Origin of the sequence: Streptomyces lasiicapitis (assembly GCF_014646335.1) — a bacterium.
Taxonomy (GTDB): Bacteria; Actinomycetota; Actinomycetes; order Streptomycetales; family Streptomycetaceae; genus Streptomyces; species Streptomyces lasiicapitis.
In genome coordinates this window covers 111,579-128,127 of record NZ_BMNG01000013.1, presented here as the reverse complement: position 1 = coordinate 128,127, position 16,549 = coordinate 111,579, and the positions used below count along the sequence as shown (strand labels likewise).

14 protein-coding genes, 1 pseudogene and 1 riboswitch are annotated in these 16,549 nt (G+C 70.0%); of the genes and pseudogenes, 10 read left to right on the top strand and 5 right to left on the bottom strand.

All coding sequences use genetic code 11. The features are described from left to right. Positions 1-2 precede the first annotated feature (2 nt). The 9 genes and pseudogenes from IEY91_RS27815 to IEY91_RS27775 all read left to right on the top strand — a co-directional run bounded on the left by IEY91_RS27815 (position 3) and on the right by IEY91_RS27775 (position 8,513). The gene (locus IEY91_RS27815; protein WP_189176099.1) at positions 3-719 is read left to right on the top strand and encodes a phosphonatase-like hydrolase; all 717 of its coding nucleotides are present in this window, start codon (positions 3-5) and stop codon (positions 717-719) included. Continuing rightward, entirely contained in the window at positions 716-1,768 is a 1,053-nt protein-coding gene (locus tag IEY91_RS27810) for an ABC transporter ATP-binding protein (RefSeq protein ID WP_164324630.1), read from the top strand. The genes IEY91_RS27815 and IEY91_RS27810 overlap by 4 nt, the downstream gene beginning before the upstream one ends. Beyond that, positions 1,761-2,632, top strand: a pseudogene (locus IEY91_RS27805) (2-aminoethylphosphonate ABC transporter permease subunit). Before IEY91_RS27810 ends, IEY91_RS27805 begins: the two are co-directional and overlap by 8 nt. Continuing rightward, a complete protein-coding gene (locus tag IEY91_RS27800; RefSeq protein WP_189176098.1) occupies positions 2,619-3,446 on the top strand; it encodes an ABC transporter permease in 828 nt (275 codons plus the stop codon). Before IEY91_RS27805 ends, IEY91_RS27800 begins: the two are co-directional and overlap by 14 nt. Before the next feature lie 75 nt (positions 3,447-3,521). Beyond that, positions 3,522-4,598 (top strand): 2-aminoethylphosphonate ABC transporter substrate-binding protein, encoded by a 1,077-nt coding sequence (locus tag IEY91_RS27795; protein ID WP_189176097.1) that lies wholly within the window; start codon positions 3,522-3,524, stop codon positions 4,596-4,598. 112 nt (positions 4,599-4,710) lie between these two features. Next, a complete protein-coding gene (locus IEY91_RS27790; RefSeq protein WP_189176096.1) occupies positions 4,711-6,216 on the top strand; it encodes an alkaline phosphatase family protein in 1,506 nt (501 codons plus the stop codon). A gap of 79 nt (positions 6,217-6,295) precedes the next feature. After that, positions 6,296-7,075 (top strand): HAD-IIA family hydrolase, encoded by a 780-nt coding sequence (locus IEY91_RS27785; RefSeq protein ID WP_164324638.1) that lies wholly within the window; start codon positions 6,296-6,298, stop codon positions 7,073-7,075. Positions 7,076-7,296: 221 nt separating this feature from the next. Beyond that, positions 7,297-7,839: a hypothetical protein gene (locus IEY91_RS27780; protein WP_164324640.1), complete on the top strand. Its 543-nt coding sequence runs from the start codon at positions 7,297-7,299 to the stop codon at positions 7,837-7,839. 47 nt (positions 7,840-7,886) lie between these two features. Then, entirely contained in the window at positions 7,887-8,513 is a 627-nt protein-coding gene (locus IEY91_RS27775) for a class F sortase (protein ID WP_164328504.1), read from the top strand. Here the strand turns inward: IEY91_RS27775 and IEY91_RS27770 are convergent. From IEY91_RS27770 to IEY91_RS27760, 3 genes are all read right to left on the bottom strand, one after another. Next, entirely contained in the window at positions 8,486-9,358 is an 873-nt protein-coding gene (locus tag IEY91_RS27770; protein WP_229697263.1) for a CbtA family protein, read from the bottom strand. The genes IEY91_RS27775 and IEY91_RS27770 overlap by 28 nt on opposite strands. Positions 9,359-9,375: 17 nt before the next feature. Further along, positions 9,376-9,603: a CbtB domain-containing protein gene (locus tag IEY91_RS27765; RefSeq protein ID WP_189176095.1), complete on the bottom strand. Its 228-nt coding sequence runs from the start codon at positions 9,601-9,603 to the stop codon at positions 9,376-9,378. 34 nt (positions 9,604-9,637) lie between these two features. After that, positions 9,638-9,786: riboswitch (cobalamin riboswitch) on the bottom strand. 394 nt (positions 9,787-10,180) lie between these two features. Beyond that, complete coding sequence (locus IEY91_RS27760; RefSeq protein ID WP_189176094.1) at positions 10,181-10,996, bottom strand: GAF and ANTAR domain-containing protein; 816 nt, start codon at positions 10,994-10,996, stop codon at positions 10,181-10,183. A 162-nt stretch (positions 10,997-11,158) separates the two neighbouring features. On the opposite strand from IEY91_RS27760, the gene IEY91_RS27755 reads away from it, so the two are divergent. Then, complete coding sequence (locus IEY91_RS27755) at positions 11,159-12,196, top strand: glycoside hydrolase family 6 protein (protein WP_164324646.1); 1,038 nt, start codon at positions 11,159-11,161, stop codon at positions 12,194-12,196. A gap of 50 nt (positions 12,197-12,246) precedes the next feature. On the opposite strand, the gene glxA is transcribed toward IEY91_RS27755, so the two are convergent. Together glxA and IEY91_RS27745 are read right to left on the bottom strand one after the other, a co-directional pair. Continuing rightward, complete coding sequence (gene glxA, locus IEY91_RS27750; protein WP_189176093.1) at positions 12,247-14,184, bottom strand: radical copper oxidase GlxA; 1,938 nt, start codon at positions 14,182-14,184, stop codon at positions 12,247-12,249. Next, positions 14,181-16,271: a glycosyltransferase family 2 protein gene (locus IEY91_RS27745; RefSeq protein WP_189176092.1), complete on the bottom strand. Its 2,091-nt coding sequence runs from the start codon at positions 16,269-16,271 to the stop codon at positions 14,181-14,183. Before IEY91_RS27745 ends, glxA begins: the two co-directional genes overlap by 4 nt. Positions 16,272-16,549 lie beyond the last annotated feature (278 nt).

The following is a 16,549-nucleotide window of genomic DNA, read 5'->3' as shown; positions in this document are numbered from 1 at the left end:
AAATGACGGACAAGCCGACCGACAATGTACGACTCGTGGTGCTCGACATGGCCGGGACCACCGTCGCCGACGGGGGCCTGGTCGAGCAGGCCTTCTCCGCCGCCGCGCGCGAGCTGGGCGTCGAGGAGGGCTCCGCCGACCACGAGGCGAAGCTGGAGTACGTCCGCGCCACCATGGGCGAGTCGAAGATCTCCGTCTTCCGGCACCTGTTCGGCGAGGAGGCGCTCGCGCAGCAGGCGAACGTGGCCTTCGAGAAGGCGTACGGGCAGCTCGTGGACGGCGGGCGGATCGCCCCGATCCCCGGGGCCCGCGAGGCCGTCGAGGAGCTGCGGGCCGACGGCCTGACCGTGGCGCTGAGCACCGGCTTCGCCCGCGTCACCCAGGACGCCATCCTCGACGCCCTCGGCTGGCGCGACCTCGTCGCCCTCACCCTGTGCCCCGCCGACGCGGGCGGGCGCGGGCGGCCCTACCCCGACATGGTGCTCGCCGCGTTCCTGCGCACCGGCGCCGCCGACTCCGTCCGCGAGATCGCCGTCGCCGGTGACACCGCGTACGACATGCGCAGCGGGGTGCGCGCCGGGGCCGGGGTCGTCGCCGGTGTCCTCACGGGCGCCCACGACGCGGCCGCGCTCACGGGCGCCGGGGCCACCCACGTCCTCGGCTCGGTGGCCGAACTGCCCGCGCTGCTCCGGGATTCCGGACGAGGTCTCGCGCGATGAGCAGCGGCATACGGTTCGACTCGGTGTCGGTCGCGTACGGCAAGAATGTCGTGCTCGACGGCCTCGATCTCACCGTCGAGCCCGGTGAGGTGATGGCGCTGCTCGGGCCCTCCGGGTCCGGGAAGACCACCGCGCTGCGGGCCGTCGCCGGGTTCGTGCGGCCCGCGTCCGGGCGGGTGTTCATCGGCGACCGCGACGTCACCTCGCTGCCGCCGCATCGGCGCGGCATCGGCATGGTCGTCCAGCAGTACGCGCTGTTCCCGCACATGCGGGTCGAGGAGAACGTGGCCTTCGGCCTGAAGGCGCAGAAGGTGGCCAGGGCGGAGATTCCCGGGCGGGTGGCCGACGCCCTGTCGATGACCGGGATGGCCGCGTACGCCAAGCGGTTTCCGCGCGAGCTGTCCGGTGGGCAGCAGCAGCGGGTCGCCATCGCGCGGGCGCTTGCCATCCGGCCGGGGGTGCTGCTTCTCGACGAGCCGTTGTCCGCGCTCGACGCGCAGTTGCGGTCCGGGATGCTCGCCGAACTGGCGCGACTGCACCGGGAGTTGCCCGACGTCTCGATTCTGTACGTCACCCATGACCAGGTCGAGGCGCTCACCCTCGCCGACCGGATCGCCGTGATGGACCGGGCCCGGTTGCAGGACTGCGGGACTCCGCAGGAGCTGTATCGGAGACCGCGGAACGAGTTCACGGCTTCCTTTGTGGGGAACGCGAACCTGCTTCCGGTCTCGGTGGGGGTCGGGTCGGTCTCCCTGGGCGGGGCCGAGGTGAAGGTCGACACCGGGGAGGTGGCCGCGGGGGTTTCCGCCACCTTGTGTGTGCGGCCGCATCTGGTCGGGCTCGGGCCCGGGCCCAACGCGCTCGCCGGGACCGTCACCGAGGTCCAGTGGCGCGGCGCCACGCATCGGCTCTACGTCGACGTGGACGGGCAGTCGGTGAAGGCCGACCTTCGCGAGCTCAGGAAGCCGCCCTCGCTCGGCGAGGAGGTCACGGTGCACTTCGCCCCCGAGGACGCGGTGCTGCTCTCCGCGGGAGTCACCCATGACTAGCGCCACGCTCACCGCACCGCCGGAGAAGGCCAAGTCCCCTCTCAAGGTGCCCACATGGGTGTGGGCGTTGCCGCCCGTCGCCCTCCTCGGGCTCGTCTTTCTGTACCCCTCGCCCTCGTCGTGCAGCAGTCCGTGCAGCCCGACACCGGGGGGACCTCGCTTCAGCCGTACTCCGACGTGTTCGCCTCCGAGTCGTTCCGGGAGGCGCTGGGGACGACGGTGTGGCTGGCGGTGGGGGCCACCGTCGGGTGTCTCGTGCTGGGATTCGCGCTCGCGCTGGTGATCGCGTTCGTGCCGTTCCCGGGCGGCAAGGCCGTCGCCAAGTTCATCGACGTGTTCCTGTCCTTCCCGTCGTTCCTGATCACGCTCGCGCTGCTGTTCATCTACGGCACCAAGGGCATGGCCAACGGGATGTGGACGGGCGCGACCGGGGCGGGCGGGGACGGTCCCTTCCAGTTCCTCACCACGCCGTGGGGCGTGCTGCTCGCCGAGATCACGTACTTCACGCCGTTCGTGATGCGGCCGCTGCTCGCCGCGTTCTCGCAGATCGACACGGCGCAGTTGGAGGTCGCCTCCTCGCTGGGGGCGCGGCCCCTGCGGGTCGTACGGAAGGTGATCCTGCCGGAGGCGCTGCCCGCGCTCGCCGCCGGCGGCAGCCTCGTCCTGGTGATGTGCCTGAACGAGTTCGGGATCGTGCTGTTCACCGGGGCCAAGGACGTCACGACGCTGCCGATGCTCGTCTACAGCAAGGCGATGCTCGAGTCCGACTACCCGGCGGCCTGTGTCGTCGCCGTCGTCAACATCGCGATCTCCGTGGGCCTTTACGGCCTGTACCGGGTGGTGAGCCGTCGTGCTGGTGCATAGCCGCAAGGGCAAGTGGGCGACGTGGGCGGCGTTCTTCGTGCTGTTCCTGCCGCTGTTCGCGCTGCCGTTGCTGGTGATCGTCGCGGCGTCGTTCGCCGGGCACTGGTCGGGGGCGTTCCCCTCCGGCTTCACCGGCGAGCACTACTCCGCCGCCACCCGCGGCGAATCCCTCCAGGCCCTCACCACCAGCCTGCTCACCGCGCTCGGCGCCAGCCTCATCGCGCTCGCCGCGGGCACCTGGGCCGCCCTCGCCGCCGCCCGCCTGAAGCAGCGCGGGGACGGCACGACCCGGCTCTCGCGGCTGTGCGGGCGGACCCTGGACACCCTGTTCATGCTGCCCGTCGCCGTGCCGTCGGTGGTCGTGGGCCTCGCGGTCCTCGTCGCCTTCAGCAAGCCGCCGATGATCCTCAACGGCACGTCCACGATCGTCGTCCTGGCGCACGCCATTCTTGTCACGGCGTTCGCCTACCAGTCGGTCTCGGCCGCCATCCTGCGTCTCGACCCGGCGTACGAGCAGGCCGCGGCGTCCCTGGGCGCCCGGCCCGCGTACGTCCTGTGGCGGGTGAAGCTGCCGCTCCTGCTGCCGTCCCTGACCGCGGCCGCGGGCCTCTGCTTCGCCCTGTCCATGGGCGAGCTGAGCGCCACGATGATGCTCTACCCGCCGGACTGGACCCCGCTGCCCGTGCGGATCTACGCCGCCACCGACCGCGGCGCCACCTTCACCGGCGCCGCCCTGGCCGTGGTCCTCATGGCGGCGACGCTGCTCGTCCTCTTCGCCGTCTCCCGGATCCGTACGAAGGCCTCCTACCGCTGACCTCCGCTGCCCTCCCCAACTCCCCTGCCCCTGTGTCCCGTTGTGACTCGTGACTCGTTAGGAGTACGACACGTTATGTCCCGCCACCCCCGCGTCCCCGTCCGCACGCTCGCCGCCCTCTCCGGCGGCCTCGTCCTCGCCGGCACCCTCACCGCCTGCGGCGGCGACTCCGCCGCGTCCGACGCCAAGGTCGTCACCGTCTACAGCGCCGACGGCCTCAAGGGCGAGAACGGCGACGGCTGGTACGACAAGGTCTTCAAGGACTTCGAGAAGAAGACCGGCATCAAGGTCAAGTACGTCGAGGGCGGCTCCGGCGAGATGGTGCAGCGCGCCGTCCGCGAGAAGTCCAACACGCAGGCCGACGTCATCATCACGCTCCCGCCCTTCATCCAGCAGGCCGACGAGAAGGGCCTGCTCAAGGCGTACGAGCCCGAGGGGTCCGAGCAGGTCGACGGCGCCAACAAGGCGGCCGACGGCAAGTGGACCTCCGTGGTGAACAACTACTTCGGGTTCATCCACAACAAGAAGGAACTCGGCGGCTCCAAGGCCCCCAAGACCTGGGACGAGCTGACGGACGACACGTACAAGAACAAGCTCCAGTACTCCACGCCCGGTGTCGCGGGCGACGGGACCGCCGTCCTCATCAAGGCGATGCACGACTTCGGCGGCAAGGAGCCCGCCATGAAGTACCTGGAGAAGCTCCAGTCCAACAACGTCGGCCCGTCCGCCTCCACCGGCAAGCTCGCCCCCAAGGTCGACAAGGGCGAACTGCTCGTGGCCAACGGCGACGTACAGATGAACTACGCGCAGTCCAAGGACATGCCGAACCTCGGCATCTGGTTCCCGGCGAAGCAGGGCAAGAAGCCCACGACCTTCGCGCTGCCCTACGCCGCCGGACTGGTCAACAAGGCGCCGCACGACGCCAACGCGAAGAAGTTCCTCGACTACCTGCTCAGCCAGAAGGCGCAGCAGCAGGTCAGCGAGGTCGGCGGCGGCTTCGCCGCGCGCAAGGACATCAAGGCCACCGACGCCAACGCCATCGCCCTCGACAAGCTCATGGACGGCGTCGAGGTCTTCGAGCCGGACTGGGACGACATCTCCAAGAACCTCAAGTCGTACGTCGAGGACTGGAAGTCGGCCACCGGCAGCTGAGCACCCCCGCCGTCGCCCCTGACGGTAACGAGTCTGGACCAACGCCCCTGCTCCGCCAGGGGCGTTGGCGTGCCCGCATGTCCCGCTCGAGCCAACTCCCCTTGGAGGAACCGTGTCCCACAGTCCGTCGCGCCGCTCGCTCCTCGTCTCCGCCGCGTCCCTCGGGGCGGCCGTCGCCGTCTCCGCCGGGCCGCTGGCCGCCGTCGCCCGCGCCGCAGCGCGCAAGCCCAAGGTCCTGATCATCGGCCTCGACGGCGCGCTCCTGAACCGCATCAAGGACGCCGCGGCGCCCACCCTCAAGTCCTTGATGGCGGACGGCCTCACCGCCCCCAGCGCCCTCTACGCGGGCCCCCTCGCGCCCACCTCGTCCGGGCCCGGCTGGTCCACGCTCATCACCGGCGTCTGGCCCGACAAGCACAAGGTCCTCAACAACGACTTCACCGGCCACGACCTCGCCCGCTACCCGGACTTCATGACCCGGATCGAGGCCGCGAAGCCGTCCCTGAACACGTACGCCGTCTCGTCCTGGGCGCCGATCACCGACACGATCTTCTCGCCCAAGGTCGACGCCCGCGTGTCCACGCCGGCCGCCGAGTACGACACCGGCACCACCACGCGCGCCGTCGCCCGCCTGAAGGACACCGACCCGGACGCCGTGTTCGTGCAGCTCGACAACATCGACCACGCCGGGCACAGCGACGGCGCCGCGAGCCAGGCGTACCTGGACGCCATCCGCACCGCCGACGGCCAGGTCGGCCAGATGCTCGACGCCGTCGCCTCCCGCGCCTCGTACGGCGACGAGGACTGGCTGATCATGATCACCGCCGACCACGGGCACACCGACGCGGGCGGCCACGGCGGGTCGAGCTGGCCCGAGCGGCAGACGTTCCTGATCGCGCGCGGGGGCGGGACGACGGCCGGGTCGGTGCGGCACGACGTGCGGATGCCCGACGTCGCCGTCAGCGCGCTCGCGCACCTCGGTGTCGCCGTCGACCCGGCCTGGGGCCTCGACGGCCGCGCCTTCCAGCAGCCGTCGCCGGACGACTTCGACGCGCTGCGGGCGACCCTGAAGCCGCCCGTCGACGAGACCGGCGTCGGCGCGGGCGTCATCGGCTTCACGCACACCCCGCCGAGCGGCTGGTCCGTCGACAACTCCCGGATGGGTGGCGGCGGCATGACCGAGTGGCGCGGCTGGTCCTTCACGACAGATGAATTCTGGACCAAGACCCAGCGCGACCAGCAGCGCGAACTCAACATCCGCGCCCGGAACGTCTTCGCCGTCGCCGACGGCGACGAGTGGTCCGACAAGGCCGTCACCGGCACCTTCGACTCGACGCTCATCAGCCCCGCGTACGAGGTACGGGGCGGGGCGGCGGCGACCCTCACGTACACGACCTTCTACCGCCACGAGGCGCCGCAGAAGGGCGAAGTGCTCGTCTCCTACGACGGCGGGACGCCGGTCGTCGTGAAGACGTACGCCGCCGACACCCCCTCCGTCGTCGAGTCCCTGCGGCTCCAGGTCCCGGCGGGCGCGCGGACCGCTCAGGTCCGGTTCCGCTACACCGGAGGCAACAACTGGTTCTGGGTGATCGACGGGGTGAAGATCAGCGCTTCGTGATTAGGCTGGGGGCGTCGGCACACAGTCGTCCCGGCGCCCCCAGCAGCATCAGTTCGCGCAGAACGCAGGAGTGCACCCCATGGCAGAGCGCAAGCCCATCGAATCGTGGCTCACCGACATGGACGGCGTACTCATCCACGAAGGCGTGCCGATCCCCGGCGCCGACGCGTTCATCAAGAAGCTCCGCGACTCCGGCAAGCCGTTCCTGGTCCTCACGAACAACTCCATCTACACGGCCCGCGACCTCCAGGCCCGGCTGACCCGCATGGGCCTCGAAGTCCCCGTCGCCAACATCTGGACCTCCGCGCTCGCCACCGCGAAGTTCCTCGACGACCAGCGTCCCGGCGGCACGGCGTACGTCATCGGCGAGGCGGGTCTCACCACCGCCCTGCACGACATCGGGTACGTCCTCACCGACCACGCCCCCGACTACGTCGTCCTCGGCGAGACCCGGACGTACTCGTTCGAGGCCATGACCAAGGCCGTCCGGCTCATCAACGGCGGGGCCCGCTTCATCTGCACCAACCCGGACGAGACCGGCCCCTCCACGGAGGGCCCGCTGCCCGCCACGGGCGCCGTCGCCGCCCTCATCACCAAGGCGACCGGCAAGCAGCCGTACTTCGCGGGGAAGCCGAATCCGTTGATGATGCGGACGGGACTGAACGCGATCGGGGCGCACTCCGAGACCAGCGCCATGATCGGTGACCGCATGGACACGGATGTCCTTGCCGGACTGGAAGCCGGGATGGAGACCTTCCTGGTCCTCACCGGTCTCACGTCCCGCGCGGACATCGACCGCCACCCGTTCCGTCCGTCCAACGTGGTCGACTCCATCGCGGACCTGGTGGACCGGGTCTGACCCGAGGGACCGTTTTTTAAGGGGCGCGGGGAACTGCGCGCTCAGCCCTAGAAAAGCCGCAGACGCATCTGCCGAGCAGCGAGCAGACGCGTCTGCGGCTTTTTCGTGGCTGGTCGCGCAGTTCCCCGCGCCCCTTACGGGGCGCTCCTCGCCTCGGACGGGTGTGTCGGGGATGCGAGGGTCCCGGGAGGGCGGGAACCTGCTGGTACAGGAGGTTCACGATGGGTATATGTTCGCTTGCCGTGCGTGGCGCGGGAGCCGCCGTCCTCATCGCCGTATGGGCGCCCCCGCCAGCATCCGCGCACGACCAGGACCAGGTGAAAGCCCAGGTCACCCCCCAGAACGCGGCGCCGGGCGGTCAGGTCGAGGTGCGGGTCAAGGGGTGCAGCGGCACCACGGGGGCGGCCGGGTCGGGGGCGTTCACCCGGGACGCCGAGCTGACGGGCCGCGACGGCAAGCAGAACACCCTGACAGGGACCACCCGGGTCAAGCGGGGCGTATCCGGAACGTACGAGATCACCGTCACCTGTGACGGACACCCGCACCAGGGCGTCGGCACCGTCCAGGTGGGCGGCGCCGCCCCGCAGACCCCCACCGCCCCGGTGCACGCCGGAGGCGGTGGCACCGCCCCCCTGACCTCGGCGGCGGCCGCCCCGGAGGAGACCGGACCCGGCACCCGGCACGCGGTCATCGGCCTGGTCCTCGCGGCCGTCGCGGCCGTGGCGGTGGCGCTGCGCAGCGTCCGCCGACGCCGCCCGGAGTGAGTGAGACGGAAGAGAACCCGCCTCCGCCCGGCTCCAGCCGCCTCGTCATGGGCGTCGCTTGGGCGCTCCTGCTCGTGGGCCTGTGGCTGTGGGGCAACGAGATCACCGACGTACGCGGCGGGCTCTCCGACCCCACCACCGGCGACGTCGCCGCCGTGGGCCGCCCCGCGGGCGTCGAACTCCCGCCCGCGCGCGAACCCCTGGCCGCGGCCCGCCCGCAGCGCGTGGACGTACCGGCGCTCGGCGTGCGCGCTCCCGTGGTCGCGCGGGGCCTGGACCAGGCCGGAGCCATCGATCCGCCGCCGTACGCGCAGCCCGGCGTCGTCGGCTGGTACGGGGGCGGGGTGCGCCCCGGCGCGAAGGGCACCTCGCTGTTCGTCGGCCATGTCGACACCGAGAGCAGACCCGCCGTCTTCTACCACCTCAGCGCCCTGCGCGCGGGCGCGAAGGTGCGGGTGACCAGGGACGACGGGTCGCTCGCCGAGTTCACGGTGGACGACGTGCAGGTGCTCGGCCGGGACGGCTTCAGCGCGAAGACGGCCTACGGCCCCCGCGAGGAGGGCCGGGCCGAGCTCCGTCTGATCACCTGCGGCGGCACCTTCGACCGCACCAGCCGCACCTACTCGGCCAATGTGGTCGTGTCCGCCTATCTCACCGGCGCGACCGAACCGTAGTCGGCCTCCACCGACTCCGCCTCGTCCGCTGTGTCCGTCGGGGCCGGTGCCTTCGCGCGGACGGCACGCAGTCCGAGGCCGCCGAAGACCGCCGCGAACACCGCCCACATCAGCACGTGCGACGCCAGGGACAGCATCCGGAAGTCCCACAGCAGGGTCGCGCTGACCGGCACCGGATCGGGGTTGTCGGGCAGCGTCCACAGCAGGGCGAGTACCAGCGCCGCCGTCACGGCCACCGCGCCCTGCCGCAACGGCACGGGACGCGGCGCGAGACGTACGTACACCTGCCACACCAGGAACATGCCGAGCACACCGATGACGACCGCGCCGAGCCACATCTGCTGCCGGTCGCCCACCGTGCCCGCGTCACCGACCCCGGGCGGGGCCGCCGGATAGCGCAACGCGGGGAACAGCGAGACGGCACAGAACGCGGCCGCGCAGAACGCGAGCGCCCGCGGCCACGGGTTGCCGCGCGGATCACGCCGGTGCACGAGGGCGTACGCGACGGCGAAAAGGACGCCGATCGCGAGGCCCGCCACGACCAGCGCGATGACCAGGCCCGCGTGCTGCGTGGAGCGCGAGAACAGCTCCTCGTGGTGCTCGACGGCACCGCCCGCGGGCTCGTGCTCGTGCGCGCGGGCCTCCTCGGCGCGGATCGCCTTGTCCATCAGCGGCTCTGCGAGCAGCAGCGAGAACAGGCCCGCGGCAAGGCCGCCGATCCCGCCCGCCAGCAGACCGCGGCCGAGCAGCGGCAGCACGGGGGAGGAAGTGGTAGTAGGGGAGGGGGACTTGGAGGTGGTGCGGGGAGCGGTGGGGGAGTCCGGGGATTCGGGGGACTTCGTCATGGTGCGCGCGGCCCCGATCAGTGGCAGGGGGCACCGAAGAGGTGCCGGCCGTCGTGCGCGAACTCGTGCAGGTAGTCGCCGGTCGCCGAGATCAGCGAGCCGTTGTCCATGAAGACGGCGTACAGCGCGATCAGTGCGACGATCGCCGCGGCCGCGGCGATCAGCCAGTCGCGGGTCTCGATCGTCGCGGACTGTATCGCCGCCGTGTCGCTGTGTGCTGTGCCGTGCGCAGACGTGACAGACATGCGGGTGGGCCTCCTTCTGGGGTTTCCACGCCCCAAAGCAGGAGGACGACGGGTCAGTTCCTGACTTCCGTGCGCGCGTGAGCGGTACGCGCGCAGGTCACAGTGGCGGGACCGTCCCGGAGTTCGCACCGGGTTCCTGGCAACCGTCGCCTCGATGTATGGACTTGTCGCCCGGAGAGTCCCAGTTGGTCATGGACACTGTCAACCAGTCCTCGCACCCCTGACGTGCGGACTCGTGCGCACGGCGCGCACCCCGGCGCGCGGCGGACCCGGACACAACCTGGCCCGGCCAACGACCCGCTCCCCCCGGAGCCGTCGACCGGGCTGGTCCTCGACCGCGCGCGCACGAGCTGCGGGAGAAACCCGGCGCCGGCACGGGAGGTCTTTGGGTGTTTCCAGCGGTGTGAGAACGGTGTGGAAATGGTCAACTCGGGCCGGGGGCTTGGGCCGTAGGACAGACTTTAGAACGTCAGGCGGCCGTGGCCTAGAGGGGGTTTGACGCCAAGCCACCTTTTGCATCCGGCGCGTTATTACCGCAGGTCGCATGGGTACGCACGCCCGCGTGTCGTTGCGTTTTCTACGGGTTCGGCGGGTTCTCGCGGGCGGCCGGCGGCGGAGGCGGCCCGTTGCCGCGCAGCGTCGCGTCGTCAAGGGCACCTTTGATCACCATTCCGGCGACCACGTCCATCACCAGGCGCTCCCGTCGCGCGTACCTCCGCAGCGCCTCGAACGCCACGTCAAGACCGGTGTCCCAGCGCTCGGCGAGTATCCCTTTGGCCTGCTCGATCCGGACGCGGCTGGTGAGCGCGGCCTGCAGCTGCCGGGAGAGGTTGCGATAGCCGGCGTACGCGCGGTGGTTGTGCAACCCGACGGCGGCGGCGTCGGCGAGCGCCTGCGCGAGCGCCAACGCGCTGTCGGTTTCGGTCTCTTGCGGTCCTGCGGCGGGCCGTGCCCCGTTCGAGGCCGCCGCCGAGAAGACGTTGAGCACGCCGAGCACCCGCTCCCGGGCCCGCAGCGGCACCGCGAACGTGGCGCCCACGCCCTGCGCGCGGGCCCGCTCGGTGAAGGCCGGCCAGCGGGTCAGCGCGTCCGCCGAGGCCAGCCGCACGGGCGGCACGGGGCGGCCGGTGCCGTACGCGTCCAGGCACGGCCCGCCCAGGTGCTGGGCCTCCAGGAGGTCCCGGGCCAGCTCACCGCCCCGGGTGCTCGCGGCGATGCGGACGGTGCTGCCGACGTCGGTGTACATCACGCCCGCGGCCAGCGCGCCGAGGAGTTCGGCGCAGTGCTGGGACACACGGCGCAGGTGGCGCCCGGTGTCGAAGTCGTCGGCAACCGTGTCCACGGCTTCCACCAGGACCTGCGCCAGCCTGTGCGCAGGGGTGCGGTCCTGCATGGCACTCCCCTTCTTGCCCGCCCCCCAACGCCCCACGCCTACCCCGGTTCGGCGTGCTGTAACAGGTCTCCTACAGGTACGTCGCCCGGATGGCCGGGCCTCGTGGGCCGTCTGTAGTTATGTCAGGATTGAGCACCGGACAGTGCACCCAAGGGGGAGTGGATGTACCTCAAACACACAGGTCGCGGGCGGGGCTTCGCGGCCAGGGGGGTGACGGCGACGGTCGCGCTCGCGGGAGCGGCGCTGCTGCTGTCCGGCTGCTCCTCCGACGGTGACGGCAAGGACGGGGAGGATTCCGGCAGCGGCGTGAGTCAACAGCCCAAGGGCAAGGACCCGTTCTGGGTGAATCCCGAGGGGAACGCGGCCAAGCAGGTCGCCGCGTACGAGAAGGACGGGAAGAAGGACGACGCCGAGCAGATCCGCAAGATCGCCGAACAGCCCGTCGCCGAGTGGATCCTCCCCGAGGACCCGGAGAAGCAGACCCGCGGGTACACGGAGGCGGCCGAGAAGGCCGACCGCGACGCCCTGTTGGTGCTCTACAACATCCCGCACCGCGACTGCGGCCAGTTCTCCAAGGGCGGCGCGGCCGACGGCAACGAGTACCGGGCGTGGATCGACGGCGTGGCCAAGGGCATCGGCGACCGCCCCGCCACGGTCATCCTGGAGCCGGACGCGGTGCTGCACATGGTCGACCAGTGCACGCCCCCGGAGTTCCACGAGGAGCGGTACGACCTCCTCAAGGGCGCCGTCGCCAAGCTCAAGTCCCTGAAGAACACGAAGGTGTACCTGGACGCGGGCAACGCGGGCTGGTCGAAGCCGGATTCGCTCCACGACCCCCTGAAGCGCTCGGGCGTCGAGCAGGCCGACGGGTTCTCCGTGAACGTGTCCAACTTCCAGACCACCGAGGCCAGTAAGGCGTACGGCAAGACGCTGTCGTCGAAGGTGGGCGACAAGCCGTTCATCGTCGACACGAGCCGCAACGGGCGCGGGCCCTATACGGGCAAGGGCAAGGACCCTTGGTGCAATCCGCCGGGGCGGGCCCTTGGTGAGGCGCCCACCACCAAGACTGGTGATGACCTCGTCGACGCCTATGTGTGGGTCAAGCGCCCTGGCGAGTCCGACGGGACGTGTCGCGGTGGCCCGCAGGCGGGGCAGTGGTGGCCCGAGTACGCCTTGGGTCTTGCCAAGGCCAGCGACTAGGAAAGTCCACTAAGGGGCGCGGGATTTCCCGCGCCCCTTAGTGGACTACCTCACGGAATGTGAACCCACTGCGCCTTGCTCGGGGTGCCCTGGTCGTCCGTCACGAAGAGCATGTACCAGCCCGACTCGACCAGGCTGCGGTTCTTCGGGACCGTGACCGTCAGCTTGTTGCCCTGCTTCTTCATGTCGAGGGCGATGGACGTCTGGTCGATGTCCGTCACGTGCGTCGTGGCGGACGGCCGGATCAGGCGGGCCTTCTTGATGGACGAGGCGTGCTCCGTCGGGAACGTGCCCGAGCCGCCCCGCTTGATGGACTTCGGGCCCTCGCCCAGAGTCGGCTGCGAGCCGTGGTACAGGTACGGCGGCGTATAGATCTCCACACGCTGCTCGAAGACACCCGGCTTGGTGTTGCCCTTGTCGGAGTACAGGGAGTCCGAGCCGAAGAACATCACGCGGCCGTCGGGCAGCAGGATCGAGCCCGAGTGGTAGTTGCGGCCCACGTGCGGGTCGGCGACCTTGTCGAAGCTGTTGGTCTTCGGGTCGTAGAGACGGGCCTGCTTGATGTTGGAGGCGCCGCGGCCGCGGTAGTCCTCGGAGCCGCCGGAGACGAGGACGGAGTCGTCCGGCAGGACGGACGCCTGCGGATAGCGGGTGCCCTTCTCCAGCTCCGGGCCGTCGGTGAACTTCGGGTTCGCGTCCTTCAGGTCCACGATCCGGGTCTTCGGCGAGGAGTCCTTGGACTCGCCGACGCCACCGCCGCCGACCACCATGTACCGCTGGTCCTGCGCGGGCGGCAGTTCCACGGTGTTGGAGGTCTCCAGGAGGTCCGGGTCGCTCATGCCCGGGATCTTCTTGAACTTGTTGGTCCGCAGGTTCCAGACGCCCGGGTCACGGCCGACGTCGTCGGGGCCGTAGCCCGCGTTCGAGCCGGAGTAGAAGAGCCTGCCGTCGGCCATCTGGAAGATCGCCGGGTAGGTCGGGAACTGCCGGATGCCCTTGGTGTACGTCCACTTCTTCGTCTTCGGGTCGTACACCTCGTTCTTGCCGGGCACCAACTGCCCGATCTCGTCCAGGCCGGAGAGGCTGAGCACCTTGCCGTCGGTGAGCGTGGTCAGCGTGGGATACCAGCGGGCCTCGTTCATCGGGTCGACCTTGATGTACTTCTCGGCGACCGGGTCGAACTCGAAGGTGTCCTTGATGCCCTGGAAGTCCTTCTTGTCCAGGGCGAGCTTCTGCGCGATGCCGTACGTGTTGCGGGTGTCGCCGCCACTGAGGCCCTGCACGCGGTAGTTGTCCTGCGTGCCGGTCTCGTGCTTCGCGCCGCTCTGCTGCGCCTCGACGTAGATGCGGCCGAGACCGGGGTCGTTGCGCAGGAACGCGCCGGTCTGCTTGTCGAAGACCTTCTTCGCGCGCTCGACGACCACCGGGTCCTTCGACACGAACGTCTTGCCGTTCTTCTTGCCGGTGAACTTGGTGCCCGCGGGCAGCGTGATCGGCTTGTCCGGGTTCTCGTTGTGCACGATCATCAGGCCGCCGGCCTTGGTGACGTCACCCTTGAGCTTCTCGTAGCGCTTGGTGCCGCCCGCGATGAGCAGCTTGCCGTCGGCGAGCTGAGTGTGGCCCGTGCAGAACAGGTCGACCGGCGTCGGGATCTTCTTGATCGTGTTGTTGACCGGGTCCCAAAGGCGCGTGTCGAACTTCTTGTCGTCGAAGTTCTTCTGGTTGTTGCCCGACCCGGCCACCATCAGGATCTTGCCGGTGTGGAGCAGCGACGCGTGGATCGTGTTCTGCCGGTACTCCTCCGGGAAGTCGATCACCTTCCAGTGGCCGTTGTCGGCCTTGTACTCCGGCTGGTTGATCTTGTAGTTGTGGTACTTCTCGGAGCCCACGCGCCACAGCCAGGGGCCGTTCATTCCGGCCAGAGCTATGACGACCGCCGCGCCTATCGCGATGCGGCGGGCGCGGCGGCGGCTGGACGGGTCTTTCATTGTTCGTGGCTCCCGAGGGCGATCTGCATGGTCTCGTCATTCGAGGCCCAACTGGGCTTCTGCTGCGGTGCGTGCGGCGCGGGGCGCGCGTGCTGGGGCGCGGAGTGCGGCGGGTACTGCTGGGGCTGCTGTTGCTGCGGATACGGCTGCGCACCCGGCTGGCCGTGTGGCTGGGCGTGCTGCGGGATGGGCTGCGGTGCCTGCGGTGCCTGAGCGGTCGGCGCGGCGTACCGCGGCTGCGGGACGCGGGTCTCCTGCGGGCCCGTTCCGGCGGGCGGTCCCGCGTGCGCGCCGGGCTTCTGCTTCTTCTTGTCCTGCCGCATGCCGTGCCGCCAGGCGAAGATGGGCGCGGCCGTGACGAGCAGCGCGAACGTGGCCCAGATGATCATCGCGGGATGCGCGTGGTCGTACACGTACGCCGCCGCTATGGAACCGGCGAAGACCATGATGAAGAACAAGTGGATGCGGAACGTGCCGAACAGCGTGTCCGGGCTCGCCGAGTCGCCCTTGGGCGTGACGACGAACTTGGACTTGCGGCGCAGCGCGGCGTCCAGCAGGGAGCGCGCGTAGATCGGCGCGGACAGCGCCGACATCACCATGCCCGCGATGCCGCCGGAGCCCTCGGGCTCGTGCGGCGAGACGTTGTGGCGGCGGTTCCAGATGTACAGGCCGATCTGGAGCGCCGAGGCGTTGCCGTACAGCATCAGCCAGATGGTCGGGTCGATGTTCACGCCGGATGCGCCCAGGCCCAGGAACAGGGCGCAGCTGAGCGCCGCCAGGATCCAGTTCATCGCGGACATCGGGTAGAAGATGACCATCATCGTGTAGTTGAAGAGGCGGCCCGGGGGCAGCGAGAAGGGCGCCTTCCAGAACTGCTTGAGGATCGTCTCGTACGTGCCGCGCGACCAGCGGAGCTGCTGGGTGAAGAAGTCCGTCCACGCGTTGGGGCCCTCGCCGACGGCGAGCACGTCCGGGGTGTAGACCGACTTCCACTTCTTGCCCGTGCCCGGGTTGCGGTGGCGGTGGATCTCGAAGCCCGTCGCCATGTCCTCGGTGATCGAGTCGTACAGACCGCCGATCTGCTTCAGCGCGCTGATGCGTACGGCGTTGGAGGTGCCGACGAACATCGGGGAGCCGTAGGCGTTGCCCGCGCGCTGGATCAGGGCGTGGAAGAGGAACTGCTGGGACTCGGCGGCCTTGGTGACGAACGTGTCGTAGTTGCCGTAGACCTGCGGGCCGATGACGAAGCCGACGTCCGGGTCGCGGAAGAAGCCGAGCATCCGCTCCAGGTAGTTGGGCATCGGGACGTGGTCGGTGTCGACGGAGGCGAAGTAGTCGTAGCCGTCGCCGTGCGCGTCCAGCCAGGCGTTGTAGTTGCCGTGCTTGGTCTTGGCGCGGTGCGGGCCCTTGGCCTGGTTCCACTTCGCGATGCCCTTGCGGGAGAAGTGGTGCACGCCGAGGCGCGCGCAGACCGCCTTGACCTCGGGGTCGTCGCCCTCGTCGAGCAGCCAGACGTGCAGGAGGCCGCGGTGGCGCAATTTGACCGCCGCTTCCAGGGTTTTCGTCACCATTTCGATCGGCTCCTTGCCGGGCACGAACGAGGTGAGGAAGGCGACGCGGGTGCCGGTCTCGGGCACCACGGGGACCGGGTCGCGGGCCACGAGAGTGGCGTGTGCGTTCGAAAGGACGTTCATGCAGCGGAAGAATTCGATCAGGCCGATCGAGACGAGCATGACGATGTCGAGCGTGGGCAGCCAGTCGTTGGCGACGTAGTCACGCTCGGTCCAGTGCTCGGGCTGGAGCAGCCAGGCGAGCAGGACGAGGGAGAGCAGCGGGGCCGCGCCGAGCATCAGCGCGGCGCGGATGCGGTGCGGTTCCTGGGACAGCAGCGTGCGGTACTGGACCTTGTACGGCTTCGCCGGGTCGGGCTGGGTGAGGGGGCCCGCAAGGCGGCTGTAGTGCTCGTAGTCGTAGCGTGGCAGCGACTTCTTGATACGTCTGAAGCCGCCCGTCCGGTGTGTCAGAGCCCGCAACTGGGTCGTCTGAGACGGGTCGCTGTGCCGCTCGCCCTCCGGCGTCGACGTCATGAGTCATCCCCCCGCACGCGGCTCCCCGCGCGTTCGTCGGTCCTGGTAGGCCGCCCGGTCCCCCCTCGACCTCGCGGACGCGTCAGTGGCAGGCCACCCTCGCGTAAGACAGCGAAAGACGACCTTCCGGTTGCATGATGCCCCCCTCGGCATCCGTTCATGAACGCGGGGACCCCCGTCCAGGCGTTCATACGGGCTCTCGTGCGGTCGGCGTACAGGCCCCCCAACTGCCCCGTACCGCGCGCCTCATGAGAACCGGGCCGTGCCCAGGCTTCCCG